Source organism: Curtobacterium sp. MCJR17_043, from assembly GCF_003224315.2.
Classification (GTDB): Bacteria; Actinomycetota; Actinomycetes; order Actinomycetales; family Microbacteriaceae; genus Curtobacterium.
Window position 1 is genome coordinate 361962 of record NZ_CP126259.1, and the last position, 16253, is coordinate 378214.

15 protein-coding genes and 4 pseudogenes are annotated in these 16253 nt (G+C 68.1%); 11 read left to right on the forward strand and 8 right to left on the reverse strand.

The window, feature by feature from the left end; all coding sequences use genetic code 11:
* Positions 1-51 precede the first annotated feature (51 nt).
* Together DEJ15_RS01875 and DEJ15_RS17395 are read right to left on the reverse strand one after the other, a co-directional pair.
* Positions 52-336, reverse strand: a complete 285-nt coding sequence (locus DEJ15_RS01875) for a hypothetical protein (protein WP_284175511.1) — start codon at positions 334-336, stop codon at positions 52-54.
* Positions 337-442: 106 nt separating this feature from the next.
* Positions 443-568: pseudogene (locus tag DEJ15_RS17395) on the reverse strand (helix-turn-helix domain-containing protein); the annotation flags it as partial.
* A 581-nt stretch (positions 569-1149) separates the two neighbouring features.
* Between DEJ15_RS17395 and DEJ15_RS17400 the strand changes: the two are divergent.
* The 10 genes and pseudogenes from DEJ15_RS17400 to DEJ15_RS01925 all read left to right on the forward strand — a co-directional run bounded on the left by DEJ15_RS17400 (position 1150) and on the right by DEJ15_RS01925 (position 10410).
* Complete coding sequence (locus DEJ15_RS17400) at positions 1150-1725, forward strand: MFS transporter (protein ID WP_349814780.1); 576 nt, start codon at positions 1150-1152, stop codon at positions 1723-1725.
* Positions 1722-2198: an MFS transporter gene (locus tag DEJ15_RS01885; RefSeq protein ID WP_110826177.1), complete on the forward strand. Its 477-nt coding sequence runs from the start codon at positions 1722-1724 to the stop codon at positions 2196-2198. Before DEJ15_RS17400 ends, DEJ15_RS01885 begins: the two co-directional genes overlap by 4 nt.
* A gap of 73 nt (positions 2199-2271) precedes the next feature.
* On the forward strand, positions 2272-3483 hold the full coding sequence (locus DEJ15_RS01890) for a family 1 glycosylhydrolase (protein ID WP_110826178.1): 1212 nt from the start codon (positions 2272-2274) through the stop codon (positions 3481-3483).
* A gap of 201 nt (positions 3484-3684) precedes the next feature.
* Positions 3685-6438: a glycoside hydrolase family 3 N-terminal domain-containing protein gene (locus DEJ15_RS01895; protein WP_284175513.1), complete on the forward strand. Its 2754-nt coding sequence runs from the start codon at positions 3685-3687 to the stop codon at positions 6436-6438.
* Positions 6417-6845: a glycoside hydrolase family 2 TIM barrel-domain containing protein gene (locus DEJ15_RS01900; protein ID WP_284175514.1), complete on the forward strand. Its 429-nt coding sequence runs from the start codon at positions 6417-6419 to the stop codon at positions 6843-6845. The genes DEJ15_RS01895 and DEJ15_RS01900 overlap by 22 nt, the downstream gene beginning before the upstream one ends.
* Positions 6846-6864: 19 nt before the next feature.
* Positions 6865-7377 (forward strand): glycoside hydrolase family 2 TIM barrel-domain containing protein, encoded by a 513-nt coding sequence (locus tag DEJ15_RS01905; protein ID WP_284176268.1) that lies wholly within the window; start codon positions 6865-6867, stop codon positions 7375-7377.
* 364 nt (positions 7378-7741) lie between these two features.
* Positions 7742-7813, forward strand: a pseudogene (locus DEJ15_RS01910) (DUF4982 domain-containing protein); the annotation flags it as partial.
* A gap of 148 nt (positions 7814-7961) precedes the next feature.
* Entirely contained in the window at positions 7962-8282 is a 321-nt protein-coding gene (locus DEJ15_RS01915) for a hypothetical protein (RefSeq protein ID WP_284175515.1), read from the forward strand.
* A complete protein-coding gene (locus DEJ15_RS01920; protein ID WP_284175516.1) occupies positions 8279-10180 on the forward strand; it encodes a hypothetical protein in 1902 nt (633 codons plus the stop codon). The genes DEJ15_RS01915 and DEJ15_RS01920 overlap by 4 nt, the downstream gene beginning before the upstream one ends.
* On the forward strand, positions 10177-10410 hold the full coding sequence (locus DEJ15_RS01925; RefSeq protein WP_284176331.1) for a hypothetical protein: 234 nt from the start codon (positions 10177-10179) through the stop codon (positions 10408-10410). The genes DEJ15_RS01920 and DEJ15_RS01925 overlap by 4 nt, the downstream gene beginning before the upstream one ends.
* A 74-nt stretch (positions 10411-10484) precedes the next feature.
* On the opposite strand, the gene DEJ15_RS17405 is transcribed toward DEJ15_RS01925, so the two are convergent.
* The 3 genes and pseudogenes from DEJ15_RS17405 to DEJ15_RS01940 all read right to left on the reverse strand — a co-directional run bounded on the left by DEJ15_RS17405 (position 10485) and on the right by DEJ15_RS01940 (position 12329).
* Positions 10485-10766 carry a helix-turn-helix domain-containing protein gene (locus DEJ15_RS17405; protein ID WP_349814923.1) on the reverse strand — a complete coding sequence of 94 codons (282 nt, stop codon included), beginning with the start codon at positions 10764-10766 and terminating at the stop codon, positions 10485-10487.
* A gap of 88 nt (positions 10767-10854) precedes the next feature.
* Positions 10855-11166, reverse strand: a pseudogene (locus DEJ15_RS01935) (response regulator); the annotation flags it as partial.
* On the reverse strand, positions 11142-12329 hold the full coding sequence (locus DEJ15_RS01940; RefSeq protein WP_181419475.1) for a sensor histidine kinase: 1188 nt from the start codon (positions 12327-12329) through the stop codon (positions 11142-11144). The gene DEJ15_RS01940 and the pseudogene DEJ15_RS01935, both read right to left, overlap by 25 nt.
* Before the next feature lie 133 nt (positions 12330-12462).
* On the opposite strand from DEJ15_RS01940, the gene DEJ15_RS01945 reads away from it, so the two are divergent.
* Positions 12463-12708: a hypothetical protein gene (locus tag DEJ15_RS01945; RefSeq protein ID WP_181419476.1), complete on the forward strand. Its 246-nt coding sequence runs from the start codon at positions 12463-12465 to the stop codon at positions 12706-12708.
* A gap of 38 nt (positions 12709-12746) precedes the next feature.
* Here DEJ15_RS01945 and DEJ15_RS01950 read toward each other — a convergent pair whose 3' ends face one another.
* The 3 genes and pseudogenes from DEJ15_RS01950 to DEJ15_RS01960 form a co-directional block, all read right to left on the reverse strand.
* The gene (locus DEJ15_RS01950) at positions 12747-13685 is read right to left on the reverse strand and encodes an alpha/beta hydrolase (RefSeq protein WP_284176270.1); all 939 of its coding nucleotides are present in this window, start codon (positions 13683-13685) and stop codon (positions 12747-12749) included.
* Between the two features lie 159 nt (positions 13686-13844).
* Positions 13845-15491: pseudogene (locus tag DEJ15_RS01955) on the reverse strand (MDR family MFS transporter); the annotation flags it as partial.
* Positions 15488-16246 carry a TetR/AcrR family transcriptional regulator gene (locus DEJ15_RS01960; RefSeq protein WP_284175517.1) on the reverse strand — a complete coding sequence of 253 codons (759 nt, stop codon included), beginning with the start codon at positions 16244-16246 and terminating at the stop codon, positions 15488-15490. The pseudogene DEJ15_RS01955 and the gene DEJ15_RS01960, both read right to left, overlap by 4 nt.
* Between the last annotated feature and the right edge of the window lie 7 nt (positions 16247-16253).

Genomic DNA, 16253 nt, shown 5'->3' on the forward strand with positions numbered 1-16253 from the left:
TCCGCTGGGGGGCCGTCCACACCGAAAGTCGTGCGGCTCGCGCACGGACACTCAGGACGCGACGAAGAACCGGTCCGCGAAGTTGTCCCAGACCGCCAGGAAGTCGACCGACGGGTCCATGACCCATTGGCGCTCGAGCCCGGTCCAGAACGCGAGCAGTTCCCGCGCAGCGAGGTCGGGGTGCGTCTTCCACCGGACCAGTCGCTCGAAGCCTTCGTACGTCGACTGCTCTCGTCGGACGAAGTACTGGTGAGCAGGGTGTGCCGGATCGACCGCCTCCGCGCCGAGCACGACGTAGAGCCGGACGAGCTGACCGCGCTCGAGATTGCGCAGCACCCTCCCCCCGGAGGAAGACCTTGACCGAATCCGGCGTGGAGATCGCGTCCGAGGCGGGCGGGTCCGTCGAGTCGACCTCGTCCCGGTAGGCCAGCACGGCCGCGAGCAGGTCGTTCATCGACGGGAAGTGATGGAGGACCGAGGGGCCGCGGATACCGCACGCGTCAGCGACGTCGGTCAGGGACACGGCGTTGAAGCCGGCGACCGAGATCAGCCGCGTGGCTTCGGTCACGATCTGGCGCCGCCGGACCTCGGGAGCGAGACGGGTCTGCGCCCGCTTCTCCCCGGGGGGGTGCTGTCGTCACGTGCTACTCCCTGACTTGTTGTCCGGACCCATTGTATTCGCAGCAGGAGCCGCGCTAATCTAGCGACCACTAGGTCTTATCTAGTGGTCGCTAGATTGGCGTCGTTCGCTGTGGTGCGACGTTCCTCCGTCCGGCGGACCGCGAGTTGGCTCTCTTCTTCACAACAACGAGGTTATGAAATGACAGACGCGCCCGATCCGACGTCCCTTCCCCCCCAACGCCTCGGGCACCGCGGGAGCCGCCTTCGAGCGTGCTGCCGAGGAGCTGGGCATGGCGAGCTCCACTCCATCCGCACGAGGCGACCAGGGGCGGATGCCGAAGCGCCGCATCCTGCCGGCCCTCATCGCACAACTCACCCTGTACATCGCCTTCGTGGCGCCGTCGTCCTACTCGCTCGCGGTTCGCATCCAGGACCTCGCGCCGGAGTCCCGTGACACCGCGCTGTCGCTCGCCATCGGCATCCCCTGCGCGATCGTCATCCTCATCACGCCACTCGTCGGCGTCCTGAGTGACAGAACGCGTTCCGCCTGGGGGGCGCCGGCGGCCGTGGCTGCTGGCCGGGATCGCCACCGGCGCCGCCGGCTCGGTCATCATCGCCGTCGTTCCGAGTCTCGGTGCGCTCATCGCGGGGTGGACCGTCGCCTACATCGGGTACACGATCACCGCGATCATGATCCTCGCGTTCTTCGGGGACCAACTCCCCGAGAACCAGCGCGGCCGCGTCATGGGCCTGAACGGATCCATCACCTACATCGGCCCGATCATGGGCATCCTCGTCGCCACACAACTGCACGAGTCCCCCCGCTGCCATGTTCCTCGTCCCCGGCGCCCTCGCGCTGATCGGCGGCCTCGTCTTCGTCCTCGTGATGCGAGACGAGGTCGTCACCACTCCGAAGGTCGCCGTCCGGATGAGCGAGATCTTCAACGGGTTCTGGTTCAACCCGCGGAAGTACTCGAACCTCGGGTGGGTGTGGCTCAGCAAGGCGCTCGTCTTCCTCTCCCTCGCATTCACGAGCATCTACTCCGTGTTCCTGCTCACGTCGCGCCTCGGATTGGACGCGGCAGCAGTCGGAGGAGTGGTTGACCGGAGTCGCCGGTGTGGCCACCTCCATCATCGGAGCGATCGGCTCGGGTTGGGTGTCCGACAAGGTCGGGAGCCGCAAGCCCTTCCTCTTGGTCAGTGCGCTGCTCATCGGCGTCGCCGCCCTGATCGTCGGCACCACGGGCAGCATCCCGCAGTTCGTCCTCGGTTCGATCCTCGGGTCCTTCGCGATCGGCGTCTACGGCGCCGTCGACCAGGCAGTCCAGCTGGACGTCCTCCCGCAGGAGGAGGACCAGAACGGACGGTTCCTGTCCACGCTGGGCCTCGCCAACCAGATTCCCCAGGCCGTCGGCCCCTTCCTGGCAGGTGCCGTGGTGGCGATCGCGGTCGGCAACTACACGGCCGTCTACATCGTTGCTGGCGTCTGTGCTGTTCTCGGTGCCGCGGCGATCCTGCCCATCAGCCTCGGCCGGCGCTCACTCGAGTCCACCACGAGCATCGAGGTCCCGCGGTGACGCCGACACGACCGCCGGGACGGGTCGGCACCATCCACCGTCCACCGTCCACGACGAAAGAAGACCGCGTTCCATGAGCACACTCCCCACGTCCTTCCTCTGGGGCGCGTCGACCGCGCCGCACCAGGTCGAAGGCAACAACATCAACAGCGACTGGTGGACGTACGAGCAGATGATGCCGCACTTCGGGCCGAGCGGTGACGCGGTCGACAGCTACCACCGTTTCGAGGAGGACATGCGGCTGCTGGCCGACGCCGGCCTCACCGCTTACCGCTTCGGCGTCGAGTGGGCGCGCATCGAGCCGCTGCCGGGCCAGTTCTCGGTCGCCGAACTCGCGCACTACCGGCGCATGATCGACACGGCGATCGGGCTCGGCCTGACTCCGGTGGTGACCCTGCACCACTTCACGGCGCCGCGGTGGTTCGTCGAGGAAGGCGGCTGGCTCGGCGACACAGCCATCGCCCGTTTCACGGCGTACGTCTCCCGCGTCGCTGAGATCCTGGACGGCGTGGAGTGGGTCTGCACGATCAACGAGCCCAACATGCTCGCGCTGATGGTGCTCATGTCCCGAGCCATCAACCCCGACGCGGTCCCCGCGTTCGCCACACCGACCGTGCAGACCCGGCAGGGAGTCGTCATCCCCGCACCGACCCTCGAGGTCGGGCAGCGGCTCGTCCAGGCGCACCACGCCGCGCGGGACGTGCTGCGGCAGCGGACCGACGCGAACGTCGGGTGGACAGTCGCGTGCCTCAACCTGTGGGCGACACCCGAGAACGCCGAGCACCTCGAGCGGGAGCGCTACGCACGCGAAGACCTCTACCTGGAGGCGGCTCGCGGCGACGACTTCATCGGAGTGCAGGCGTACTCCACCCGCGAGGTCGACGAGAACGGTCTCGTCACCGCAGCCCCGCACCCCGACAACACCCTGACCGGTGACGCCTACCGGCCGGAATCGCTCGGCATCGCCCTGCGCCATGCAGCCGACGTCGCCGGTGTGCCGGCGCTCGTCACCGAGAACGGCATCGCCACGGCGGACGACGACCAGCGGATCTCCTACACCACAGGCGCATTGGCGGGTCTGCTCGCGGCCGTCGCCGACGGCGTCGACGTCCGCGGGTACCTGCACTGGTCGGCACTCGACAACTTCGAGTGGGGCCACTGGGAACCCACCTTCGGACTGATCGCCGTCGACCGCTCCGACTTCTCCCGCCATCCCAAACCGAGCCTCGCCTGGTTGGGCGGCATCGCCCGCAGCAACGCCGTGGACCTGGAAGCGACCCCATGAGCACGTACCCTGCTCCCCACCTCGACCCAGCGAGACCCGTCGATGAACGAATCGACGACCTCCTCGGCCGGATGTCCGTCGAGGACAAGGCGGGCCAGCTCAGCCAGTACTTCTACCTGGCGGGGTTCGGCGAGCCACCGGCAGACCTCGACATCGACTCGCTCCCCCCCGGAACACCAGGCGTACCTCCGGCAACCGAAGATGGTCGAGGACGCGATCGCCGCCGGCCACGCCGGCTCCGTCCTGTTCGTGACCAGGGCCGACATGGCCAATCGGCTGCAGAAGCTCGCGGTCGAGACCGCACCCCTCGGGATCCCCCTCCTCTTCGGGTTCGACGTCATCCACGGACTCCGGACGATCTTCCCGCTACCGATCGCCATGGCCGCGTCCTGGGACGAAGGGACGATCAGCGCATCGCAGGCCGCGGCGGCACGCGAGGCCCGCGCTGTCGGCATCCACTGGACGTTCGCACCGATGGTCGACATCGCCCGAGACGCTCGCTGGGGTCGGATCATCGAGGGCGCCGGCGAGGACCCGTACCTCGGAGCGGCCGTCGCCGCAGCGCAAGTCCGTGGATTCCAGGGCGATCTCGGCTCCGAGAACGTGCTCGCGGGTCCCAAGCACTTCGTCGGCTACGGCGCCGCTCGCGGTGGCCGGGACTACGACGACGTGGAGGTGTCCGATTCCGAACTCCACAACGTCTACATGCCTCCGTTCCGAGCGGCGATCGAGGCCGGTGCGCAGAACGTCATGAGCGCCTACATGGACTTCAACGGCGTACCGGCGAGCGGGAACGCGCGCCTGCTCACGGACCTCCTCCGGGACGACCTCGGCTTCGACGGTTTCGTCGTCTCCGACGCCAACGCGGTGAAGTCCATGGAGACCCAGCACTTCGCGGCGTCGCCCACCGAGGCCGCTGTGAGGGCGATCACCAGCGGGCTGGACATGGAGATGTGCACGTTCGACCCGGCGTTCTCCCGTCTGCCGGACGCCGTGGCCCAAGGGCTGGTCAGCGAGGACGTCCTCGACACCGCCGTCCGCCGGATCCTCGCGGTCAAGTTCGCCCTGGGGCTCTTCGAGCACCCGTACGTCGACGCCGGGGCCAGCGACGCGATCCTGTCGACCGAGCACCACCGCGAACTGGCGCGGGTCGCCGCAGAACGGACGATCGTACTCCTGAAGAACGACGGCACCCTACCGCTCGCCGCCAGCACCGCCGGCTCCATCGCCGTCATCGGGCAACTGGCCGAGAGCAAGCGCGACACCCTCGGCCCCTGGGTCTTCGCTCATGGGACGGACGAGACCGTCAGCATCCTCGAGGGGATCACGGCGCGAGCGGACGGCGAGGTCTGGTTCGCGCCGGGCGCGGGGATCCCGTCCCGCGAGTTCGCGTCGATGTTCGATCGCTCGGACCCGACCGTGGTGAACACGCCGGGCGACCACGACGACGACGCGGAGATCGATCGCGCGGTCGCGATCGCGGCGGATGCGGACGTCGCCGTCGTGGTCGTCGGGGAGCGGCAGAACCAGATCGGCGAGAACGCCTCGAGGTCGACGCTCGACCTCCCCGGCCGGCAACTCGAGCAGCTGCAGCGCATCGCGGCGACGGGCACGCCGGTCGTCCTGGTCGTGATGTCGGGCCGACCGCTCGACCTGCGGTGGGCGGACGAGAACGTCCCGGCGATCCTCCAGGCCTGGTATCCGGGCAGTCGCGGTGGTGACGCCGTCGCCGACGTCGTCTTCGGGGACGTGTCCCCGGCCGGGCGCCTGCCGTTCACCTGGCCCCGCCACGTGGGTCACGTGCCGATGGTCTACTCGCACCTCCGGACCTTCCAGCCCGAGGACCAGGACAAGCGGTACTGGGACGAGGAGTCGACCCCGCTCTACCCGTTCGGACACGGACTCAGCTACGGCAGCTTCACCTACGACCAGCTGCGGACGGATCGTGACAAGGTCGCTCGAGGCGACACGGCGACCGTCTCCGTGCAGGTCACGAACGCCTCCGACCGCGCCGCGGACGAGGTGGTGCAGCTCTACATCCACCAGCGCCACGGCACGTCCTCCCGGCCCGTGCAGGAGCTGAAGGGGTTCCGGCGCCTGGCGTTCGGTCCCGGAGAGACGAAGACCGTCACCTTCACGCTCGGCCCGGACGAGCTCCGCTACTGGAGCGCGGTCACGGGGGGGCTGGGTCCAGGACGCCACCGTGTTCGACATCTGGGTCGGAGGCAGCTCGCGGGCAGCGCTCACGACCGAGCTCATCGTCGTCTAGCCGACGACGCAGCGATTGGTACCGCCTCGAGCGATCGAGGCCGAAGGACGACAGAGAGAACTCGCATGACCACCACTTCCTTCAACCTGGGTTGGACCGTCCGGCCGAAGGTCAGCCCGTACGCGCAACTCCAGAACCCGCAGGACGCCGGGGTCCCGGTGACGCTGCCCCACGACGCCACGATCACGCGGGAGCGCTCGGCTGACGAACCCCAGGGTGGACGCAGCGCCTACTTCCCCGGCGGAGCGTACGAGTACACGAAGGTGTTCGACGTGCCGGCGGAGTACCGGGGAAAGCGCGTCTCGGTCGAGTTCGAGGGCGTCTACCGGGACGCCATGGTGTTCGTCAACGGAGCCTTCGCCGCACAACGACCGTCCGGCTACTCGACCTTCGTGGTCGAACTCGACCCGTACCTGCGCTACGGGGGAAGCCAACACGATCCGAGTCGATGCCCGCACCCACGACGACTCGCGGTGGTACACCGGCGCGGGGATCTACCGCGACACCACCCTGAACGTCACCGACCTGGTCCACATCGCACCGGCCGGGCTCCGGGTGTCGACCCCGGACATCGAACCCGCGCGCGCTGTCGTCGAAGTGTCCGCCGAGATCAGGAACGACAGTGCCGGTACGCGGACCGTCGTCGTCGCGACCGACATCACCGATGCGACGGGGGGCGGTCGTAGCACGTGGGAGTTCGCCGGTGACCGTGCGGGCGGGTGGCTCAGCGGTCGCACGACAGCGCCTGTACGTCACGCGACCGTCCCTGTGGAGCGTGGAGACGCCGACGCTGTACCGGGCCACAACGCGCGTCACGTCGGGAGGCACGGAGGACGACGCCGAACCGCTCGACGTCCGCGAGACGCCGTTCGGTGTCCGCACGCTGCAACTCGACCCCGAACACGGCCTCCGCATCAACGGCGAGAGCGTGAAACTCCGCGGCGCCTGCGTCCACCACGACAACGGGATCCTCGGTGCTGCGACGATCGCACGAGCAGAAGAACGTCGCATCGAGATCCTGAAGCGCGCCGGCTTCAACGCGATCCGTAGTTCCCACAACCCCCCTGAGCCCGGCGATGCTGGACGCCTGTGACCGCCTCGGGATGCTGGTGATGGACGAGACCTTCGACATGTGGACGGAGGGGAAGTCCACCTTCGACTACGCCCTGGCGTTCCCCGAATGGTGGGAGCGCGACGTCGAGGCGCTCGTCGCGAAGGACCACAACCACCCGAGCGTCGTCTTCTACTCCATCGGCAACGAGATCCTCGAGACCGGTGATCCCCCTGGGATCCGAGTGGGGCCGCAGACTCGCGGAGAAGGTCCGGTCCCTCGACCACACCCGGTTCGTCACGAACGGGATCAACGGTTTCGTCTCGGTGCTGCGCGACGTCGTCCAGATGATGCAGGCCCGCGGTGGCGACCAGGCCGGCGGAGCCGACGGCGGTGTCAACGGCCTGATGAACTCCGCGGCCGACTTCATGAACCAGGTGAGCGCGTCCCCGCTCGTCACGTCGAAGACGGAGGAGTCATTCTCCGTCCTCGACGTAGCAGGGCTGAACTACGGCGACGCGCGCTACGTCGTCGACAAGGACCTGTTCCCGGACCGGGTGATCGTGGGCAGTGAGACCTTCCCACCGCAGATCGCCCGGTACTGGCGACTCGTCGAGGACAACGCGCACGTCCTCGGCGACTTCACCTGGGCCGGGTGGGACTACCTCGGCGAAGTCGGTATCGGCCGCGTTCAGTACACCGACGAGCCGCCCGCGTTCGAGGCTCCTTTCCCCTGGATCACGGCCTGGGTCGGGGACATCGACATCAGCGGTCACCGCCGCACCATCTCCTACTACCGGGAGACGGTGTTCGGTCTGCGCCACGAACCGTACATCGCCGTTCTCCGTCCCGAGCACTTCGGCCGTCCGACCAGTCAGGGCATGTGGGCGTGGAGCGACACCCTCTCCAGCTGGACCTTCGACGTGCCTGACGGGACGATGACACAGGTGGAGGTCTACAGCGACGCCGACGAGGTCGAGATCCTCGTCAACGGAGTCTCGGCAGGCCGCCAGCCCGCCGGCCGAGATCACGCATTCCTCGCTCGATTCGACGTCCCGTACGCACGCGGGGGAGATCACCGCGATCGGTTACACCGGCGGACGAGAACACTCCCGCAGTCAGGTGGTCTCCGCCTCGGAGCGACGGCGTCTCGACGTCGTGCCGGACCGCACCACGATCCGTGCGGACGACACCGACCTGTCCTTCGTCACCATCGAGATCCGCGACGAGCAGGGCATCCTGGCGACGACCGAGAACCGACCCGTCACCGTGACCGTCGAGGGCCCAGGAGTACTCCAGGGGTTCGGCAGCGCCCGCCCTGACAACCCGGAACGCTACGACACCGACACCCACCACACGTTCGACGGCCGGATCCTCGCGGTCGTCCGACCGACCGGTGCAGGCCCGATCACCGTCACCGCCACCTCGGCTGGGCTGGCACCCGTCACCGTGACCGTGACATCGCAGGAGTGCCCATGACCGGCATCGACCGCCACGCGCTCGTCACCCGTCACGACGTGCATCTCACCGAGGCGCGTCCCGACCACGTCCTGACCGTCGGGAACGGTGACTTCGCGTACACCTGCGACATCACCGGGATGCAGACGTTCGCGACGTTCCACGACCCGCTCGCCGCCATGGCTCGCGCCACAGCAGCAGGCGACCCTGGGGCCGCCTCACGCGGACCCACCGTGATCAACACGGCCACGATGAGCAACTGGGGCTGGCACGAGATGCCGAACCCGAACGGCTTCGTGCTGGACGACGCCCTCAGCGAGCACACCACCAGCCGGGGCACGGTGCGCTACGCCGACAAGTTCGACATGCAGGCCGCCATGCAGGGCACGCTCCCTGCAGACCATCTCGCCGGCGCATGGCTGAACGCCAATCCGCAACGGATCGACCTGGGACGGATCGGTCTGCTCCTCCGAGAGACGGTAGACAGCCCATGGCTGGATGACCCTACTGGCCTGCAGGACCCGTCGCAGCGCCTCGATCTCTGGACCGGAACGATCACGTCGACGTTCGAGTTCGCAGGCGAACGGGTCACGGTGACCACCGTCGCCTCGCCGACCACCGCCACCGTCGCGTTCCGAGTCGAGTCTGCGCTGATCAACGCAGGTCTGTTGCGGGTCGGCGTCCGGTTCCCGTACCCGAGCGACGGTTTCTTCCACACGGACGACTGGGCGCATCCTGACCGACACACCACCAACGTCCTGCCGAGCGACCCAGGGACGACACGCCTCCGTCGTGAGATCGACGGCACCAGCTACGACGTCTTGCTCGGCCACAGCTCGGCAGGGCTGACCACCGCAGCGGAACCCCACACGTTCGAGTTGTCGTCGCACGCCGAGCGGATCGAGATCGTCGCGACCTTCAGCTCGGACGCCGCCGGCGAACCGGTCGACGAGCGCATCCCGTTCTCCGTCGTCGCTGCCGACTCGGCCGACCATTGGGCAGAGTTCTGGCAGTCCGGTGCTGCGATCGACTTCACGGGCAGCACGGACGGACGAGCCCGCGAGCTCGAGCGGCGCGTGGTGCTGTCGCAGTACCTCACCGCCGTGCACGCAGCCGGCACCCTCCCTCCCCAGGAGACGGGGCTCGTCACGAACTCATGGCAGGGCAAGTTCCACCTCGAGATGCACCTGTGGCATGGAGCCCACTTCGCCACCTGGGGCAGGCCGGAACTCCTCGCACGGAGCCTCCCGTGGTACCTGTCGATCGCTGGTTCAGCCCGGGAAACCGCCCGGATGCAGGGGTACGAGGGTCTGCGGTGGCCGAAGCAGGTCGGACCGGACGGACGTGAAAGCCCAGATCCCACCGGCTCACTCCTCATCTGGCAGCAGCCGCACTTGCTCTACCTGCTGGAGCTGCTGTGGACGAGCTCCGCAGGTGACCACCACGCGGAGCTCCTCGACGACTTCACGCAGGTCGTAGACGACACGGCCGCGTTCATGGCGTCGTTCGTCGAGGAGCGCGACGGTGTGTTCCACCTCCCCCGCACCCCTGATGCCTGCCCAGGAGTTCTACGAGACTGCGACGGCGGAGGACCCGACGTTCGAGCTGGTGTACTGGTGGTGGGGACTGGAGCTCGCGCAGCGTTGGCAGGAGCGGTCAGGACGCCCGCGGAGAGCGGACTGGGCCGATGTTCAGGCCCGACTGGCTGTGCCTCGGATCCTGGACGGCCATTACGCCGCGATCGCAACGGATCCGTATCTCCGGCGAGACGACCACCCGTCGCTCCTCGCCGCTCTCGGTCTCCTGCCGCCGACACCGATCGTCGATCAGGACCTGATGGCCGCCACGCTCACGAGCGTGTGGGAGGCATGGGACTGGTCTTCGGCTTGGGGGGTGGGACTTCCCGGTCATGGCCATGACTGCTACACGGACCGGACAGCTGGATCTCGCCGTCGACGCCTTGCTCAGGGACGAGGCCAAGAACACGTACTCCGCAGTTGGTCACAACGCACAGATCGGTTCGATCCTGCCCGTATACCTGCCCGGCAACGGGTCGTTGCTCGCCGCTGTGTCGCTCATGGCCTTAACGGGATCGTTCCCGAAGGAAGGGTGGATGATCCAAGCCGAGGGGTTCCTGCCCTGGCCGTGATGCCGCGTTTCGTTGAGCAGGCCCGGAACTTCCTCCCTCGGCGGGTACCGCTTCAGGCGACGAGGCCGGCCGGTTCAGGAAATGAGACCGGCTTGGTAGGCATAGGCGACCAGTTGGGCCCGGTCGCGGGCGCCGACCTTCGCCATCGCACGGCTCGCGTGGGTCTTCACGGTGAACGGTGAGACGAACAACTCCGCTGCGATGGAGTCGTTGTCGTGGCCCTCTGCGATGCTGAGGACGACGTCCCGTTCGCGGGCTGTCAGGGCAGTGAACCGGTCGGCGAGGTCGGCGTCGATGACGCGGCTCGGGCTGTCGGTGACGTGCCCGATGAGCGCGGCAGAGGCAGCTGCGGACAGGGCACCTCCCCCCGCCGATGACTTCCTGCAGGCTCGCGATCAGCTCAGCTGGTCCGACGCCCTTGCCGAGGAACCCGTTCGCGCCAGCCCGGAGCGCGGCGAGGACGGTGTCGTCGTGCTCGAAGGTGGTCAGGACGACGATGCGGGTCTGTTCGGACGGGATCCGCTCCCGGATGCGTCGCGTCGTCTCGACGCCGTCGATCCCGGGCATGCGGACGTCCATGAGGATGAGGTCGACATCGTGGTCCCGGAGGAACGCGAGGGCGGCGAACCCGTCCCCTGCTTCACCGACCACGGCGAAGTCCGGGTGCACGTCGATGATGGTGCGCAGTCCGAGCCGGATCATCTCTTGGTCATCGACCAGCAGCACGCGTGTCACGGGGTTGCTCCTTCGTTCCATGGGATCCGTGCCGTGACGGTGAAGACATCATCGTCGGCGCCGAGCTGCAGGGTTCCGCCAGCAGACTCGACGCGTTCGCGCATGCCGACGAGTCCGTACCCGCTGCCGTGGGCGGTCGGCGGCGTGGACGCGACCGGGTTCGTGACGCTGATGATCAGGTCAGCCTCGTCCGTCAGCACCGTCAGCGCGGCCTCCCCGGTACCGTACCGGTGCGCGTTGGTCAACGCTTCCTGCGCCACCCGGAACACCGTCACCCCGACGGCCTCGTGCGCTCGGCGAGCTTGGTCGGTGATCTGCACGTCGATCGACAGGCCGGCGTCCCGGAACGAGGAGACCAGCTCGTCGATGCTCGACAGGCCGGGTGTCGGGCGCCCCGCGTGATCGTCGTCGGCGTCGTCGCTGCGGAGCATGGCCAGCGTCCGTTGCGTGTCACTGAGGATCGACTGCACCGCTGTGCGCGCCGCGACCAGCGACCGCTGGGTCGCGGCCTCGTCACGGCCGGCGGTGACCTCGACCGCGCCGAGGTGCATGCTCACGACGGCGACCTGGTGGCCGACGATGTCGTGCAGGTCACGGGCGATGCGGACCCGCTCTTCCGCCACTCGCCGCTCAGCTTCGGCCTCCCGCGTCGCGATCGCGTCGCGGGTGCGCTGCTCGAGTGACTCCCAGTACTGGCGCTGCAGCCGCAGCGCCGCGCCCACCGCACCACCGGCGACGACGGCGACGATGACCGCCACGGCGTCGAGACCGACCGCGCGGCCGGCGGACAGGAAACTCGCGAGTCCGAAGATGACGGCCATCGCCAGCGCCGTGATCCCGGTGCTGCGCGTGGGCGGCAAGCCGCGCAGGGTGAGTGCGAACAGGACGAACACCACGACGGTGCATTCACCGATCGGGTCCCGCCCTCCGACGATCACCACGACGACGCCAGCCATCGTCAACGCGAGACCGACCTGCGGCAGTCGGACGGCGACGAGCGCTCCGGTGAGGGTCACGAGTGCGCCGACACCGGCGAGCAGACCATCGCCGTCGGTGACGATGACGACCAGTTCCACGATCATCGCGGTCACGCTCACCCACAGCGGGAGGCGCTCGAGCACAGATTGCGCGCGCAGCCACAGCGGGCGCGGCGTCGCGGACACACTGGGCGTCGGAACGGTCATCCCTTGAGTCTGAGGGAGGCCGGTGCCGAACATGTACTCCATCTGCATCAGGTTCTCCAGTTCCGGGGAACGACGCCGGCGGGTGTCGCTGCGCTGATGCTGTTCACCAGTCGCACCGATGAAGGGACACCTCATGACCACGCTTCTCCCCGCACCACTCGCCACGGCGGCGATGTTCGTCTCGACGCCGGCGGAGCTCGACGATGGGTACGACCAGCAGATCCACCGTTCTCGAGCGGGGACGATCGCGCGCGTGCCGTTGCTGCCGCTCTGGGCAGCGGTCGCCACCACGAGCGCGGTGCTACGGTTCGCGGGCTTCATGGTGCTGGCCACGTCGATGCTCCTCGAGAGCGCAGCGCGGGGCATCATCTCCCGCTGACGAGCCCGCCCGCGCTGCAATGCCCTGGAGCGCGCGGGTCAGCGGAGGTGTTCGAGGAGGTGCGTGGTGAACGCGGCCATGAGCGTGTCGAGCGTCGCCTTCGGGGTGGAGCCGGCGTAGTAGAAGTCGTGATCGACCCCGTCGAACCGTCGGGTCTCGACCGGCGCACCGACCTCCACAGCATGCGCGGTGAACTCCTCGATCGAGGGACGGAGCGTGTCGTACTCCGCGGTGACGACCAGGGTCGGTGGCAGTGCGCGGAGCTCCGCCTCGGGGAGGAAAGCGGGCGAGACGAGCGGGTTCTTGCGGTCCGTGCTCGGCAGCGGGTAGGCCGCGTCGACCATCTCGAGCATCGCGGCGTTGACGAACGGCTTCTCGGTCAGGAAGGTCGCTCCGGCGGGCGGGATCGACAGGTCCACGGCGGGAACGATGAGGGCGGCAGCGCGAACAGCAGGGCCGTGCTCGCGTGTCGATTGCGTGAGGGTGCCGAGGGCGAGGTTCCCACCAGCGCTGCTGCCGGTCACCGCGATCCGGGTACCGTCCCACCCCATGGTCTCCCCGGAGCGGGCGACCCACGTGAGCACGTCGAAGCACTCCTCCAACGCCTGCGGGAACCGGGCTCTCGGTGATGTGCTGTAGTCCACGTTCACGACGACGCTGCCCACTTCGCCCGCGATCCCTCGAGCGAGGTGGTTGTCCTGCAGCGGGTTCCCGATCACGAACCCACCACCGTGGGTGTTGATGACCACCGGCGGCGTGGCACCGTTCGCGGCGAGGGGGGGCGTCAGCGGGAGGCCGCGTGATGGAGCAGCGGATCGAACCGTGACGGGTGGGGACGTGCACGATCTCGTTGTCGGGAACGGCACGGGAAGTGAGTTCCACCTTCGGTGCCCGGATGATGCGGGTGACGAGGGTCGACATCGCCCAGGTCCGGACGCGCATGCCGAGGGGTGCGGCCATGATGTGCTCTCTCTCATTCGGTCGGGGCTGCTGATGTGACTGCGGGTCGAGCGTCCTCGCTGGTGCGTCCGACGGACGGAGTGAGGGGGGGCGCCTCGCAGCGCCCTCCTCACTGCGTCCCGGCTACTCGTCGCGCAGCGCCCCGGATCGGACGGAGTCGGGAACTGAGGGGGGGCTGCCGTTGCGGCTGGGTGGCCACCGGCGGTGGCGTCCTGTCGCGCCTTCTCGAGTTCGTCGGCTTCTGCACCGCCGATGGCTTCGCCACGAGCGACCATGCCGGCCGTGTCGGAGAGCTTGATCTGCGGCAGGAACAGGGCGAGCAGGAACGCCACGGCGATGAAGGGCAGCAGGTACCAGAACACCGGCGCGAGGGAGTCGGCGTACGCGTTGACGATGCCGTCCTGTACCGCCTCCGGCAGCTTCGCCACGGTCGCCGGGTCGATGCTGCCCGCCGAGGACGCGGCATCGGTCGCGGAACCGCCGGCGCCGCGGAACACGTCGGTCAGCGACGTGGTCAACCGTGCGGTGAACAGTGCACCGAACACGGCCGTGCCGAGTGATGCACCGACCTCGCGGAAGTAGTTGTTCGTCGAGGTGGCGGTCCCGACCTGCGATGCGGGCACCGCGTTCTGCGCGACGAGGACCACGACCTGCATGATCAGGCCGAGGCCCGCGCCGAAGACGAACAGGTACACGCAGATCAGCCAGATCGGAGTGTCCGCGGCGAGCTGCGTGAGGCAGAGCATCGCGGCCGCGACGAGGATCGTGCCGACGATCGGGAACGCGCGGTAGCGACCGGTCTTCGAGATCAGGTTGCCGGACGCGATGGAGGTCCCGATGAGGCCGACCATCATCGGCAGCATCAGCAGACCCGAGACCGCGGCCGAGGTGCCGGACGCCATCTGCAGGAACGTCGGGACGAAGCCGATGGCGGCGAACATGCCGATACCGAGCACGAGACCGATGCCGGTCGCGAGCAGGAAGGTGCGGTTGCGGAAGAAGGACATCGGGAGCACCGGGTCCTCGACGCGGGTCTCGACGAGCACGAGCAACGAAGCGGCGACGACGAGGCCCGCGAACCAGGCCCACGTCTCGAGCGCATCCCAGCCGTGGTCCTTGTTTCCGCCGAACTCGGAGAAGAACACCAGGCACGTCGTGGCTGCGGACATCAGGAGCACGCCGAGGACGTCGATCCTCTTCTCGGCCTTCTTGGTCGGCAGGGTCAGCGCGAACCAAGCGATGCAGAACGCGGCGATCCCGACCGGGATGTTGATGTAGAACGCCCAGTTCCAGGTGAGGTGGTCGACGAAGAAGCCACCGAGGAGCGGGCCACCGATGGCGGAGAGGCCGAAGATCGCACCGAGCGGGCCGAGGTACTTGCCGCGCTGGGAGGCGGGGACGATGTCCGCGATGATCGCCTGCGACAAGATCATCAGGCCACCACCACCGAGGCCCTGCACCGCACGCCACACGATCAGCTGTGTGAAGTCGCCGGCGAAGGCACACCCGGCAGAGGCGATCGTGAACAGGGCGATCGCGATGAGGAACAGGTTCCGGCGTCCGAGGACGTCACCGAACTTGCCGTAGATCGGCATCACGATCGTCGACGCGAGCAGGTACCCCGTTGTCAGCCACGCCTGGTGCGCGACACCACCGAGCTCGCCGACGATGGTCGGCATCGCGGTCGAGACGATGGTCTGGTCGAGGCTGGAGAGCAGCATCCCCGCGATGAGTGCGGAGAAGATGGTCCAGATGCGGCGCTGGGTGAGCAGGAGCGGTCCGTCTGACCGTCCTGCTCGTGTCGCGCTCTTGGTCGAGCTCATGGGGTGTGCTCCAGTTCGTTTGTCGAGTGGGCCGCTCCGAGCGGCGTGCTGGTCGGGACGGTTGCGCCGTCCGAGGTCGCCATCGCCGTGACGAGGCGGAAGTTGGTCCAGAGGGTGTCTTCGAACGGTGGTCCGTCCTCGTCGGCGAAGAACCGCCAGGCGGTCGCCTTGAGGAGCGCGCCGACGATCTCGGCGACCAGGCGTCCGCGGTCGTCGGTCGGTTCGGTCCATCCAAACCGGGAGCGCAGGGCGTCCCCGACGAGCTCCATCTGCCGGTCGGTCGCGGACACGAACCGGGCCACGAGGGACGGCTCGCGATCCAGCACGTCCCGCATGAGGGATTCTTCGCCGCGGTCGAGGCCGACGACGTGCAGGTGCTCGATGGCCAGGGCGACTGCCGCATCGATGGGGGCGAGATCTGGATCGACGGCCGTTCCGGCAGCGAACGCGGTCAGCAGGCCGTCTTCGACGCCGAGTTCGATGCCGAGTACGACGTCCTCCTTGGAGGCGAAGTGGTTGAAGAAGGTGCGACGGGACACGCCGACTTCTTCGCAGAGCTGCTCGATGGTGAAGCCGTTCAGCCCATCGGAGATCGTTCGACGACGGGCTGTGGCGATCATGCGACGGCGAAGCAGTCGGGTCCGCTCAGATGTCTTCACGCTCTGCAGTTTTGCACTTCCAAGACGAAAGTGCAAGTCCTTTGCGCGGCCCGTTGACGGGGGAGTTTCCGAACCTGCGGCGGGTGTCACGAACACGAGAACG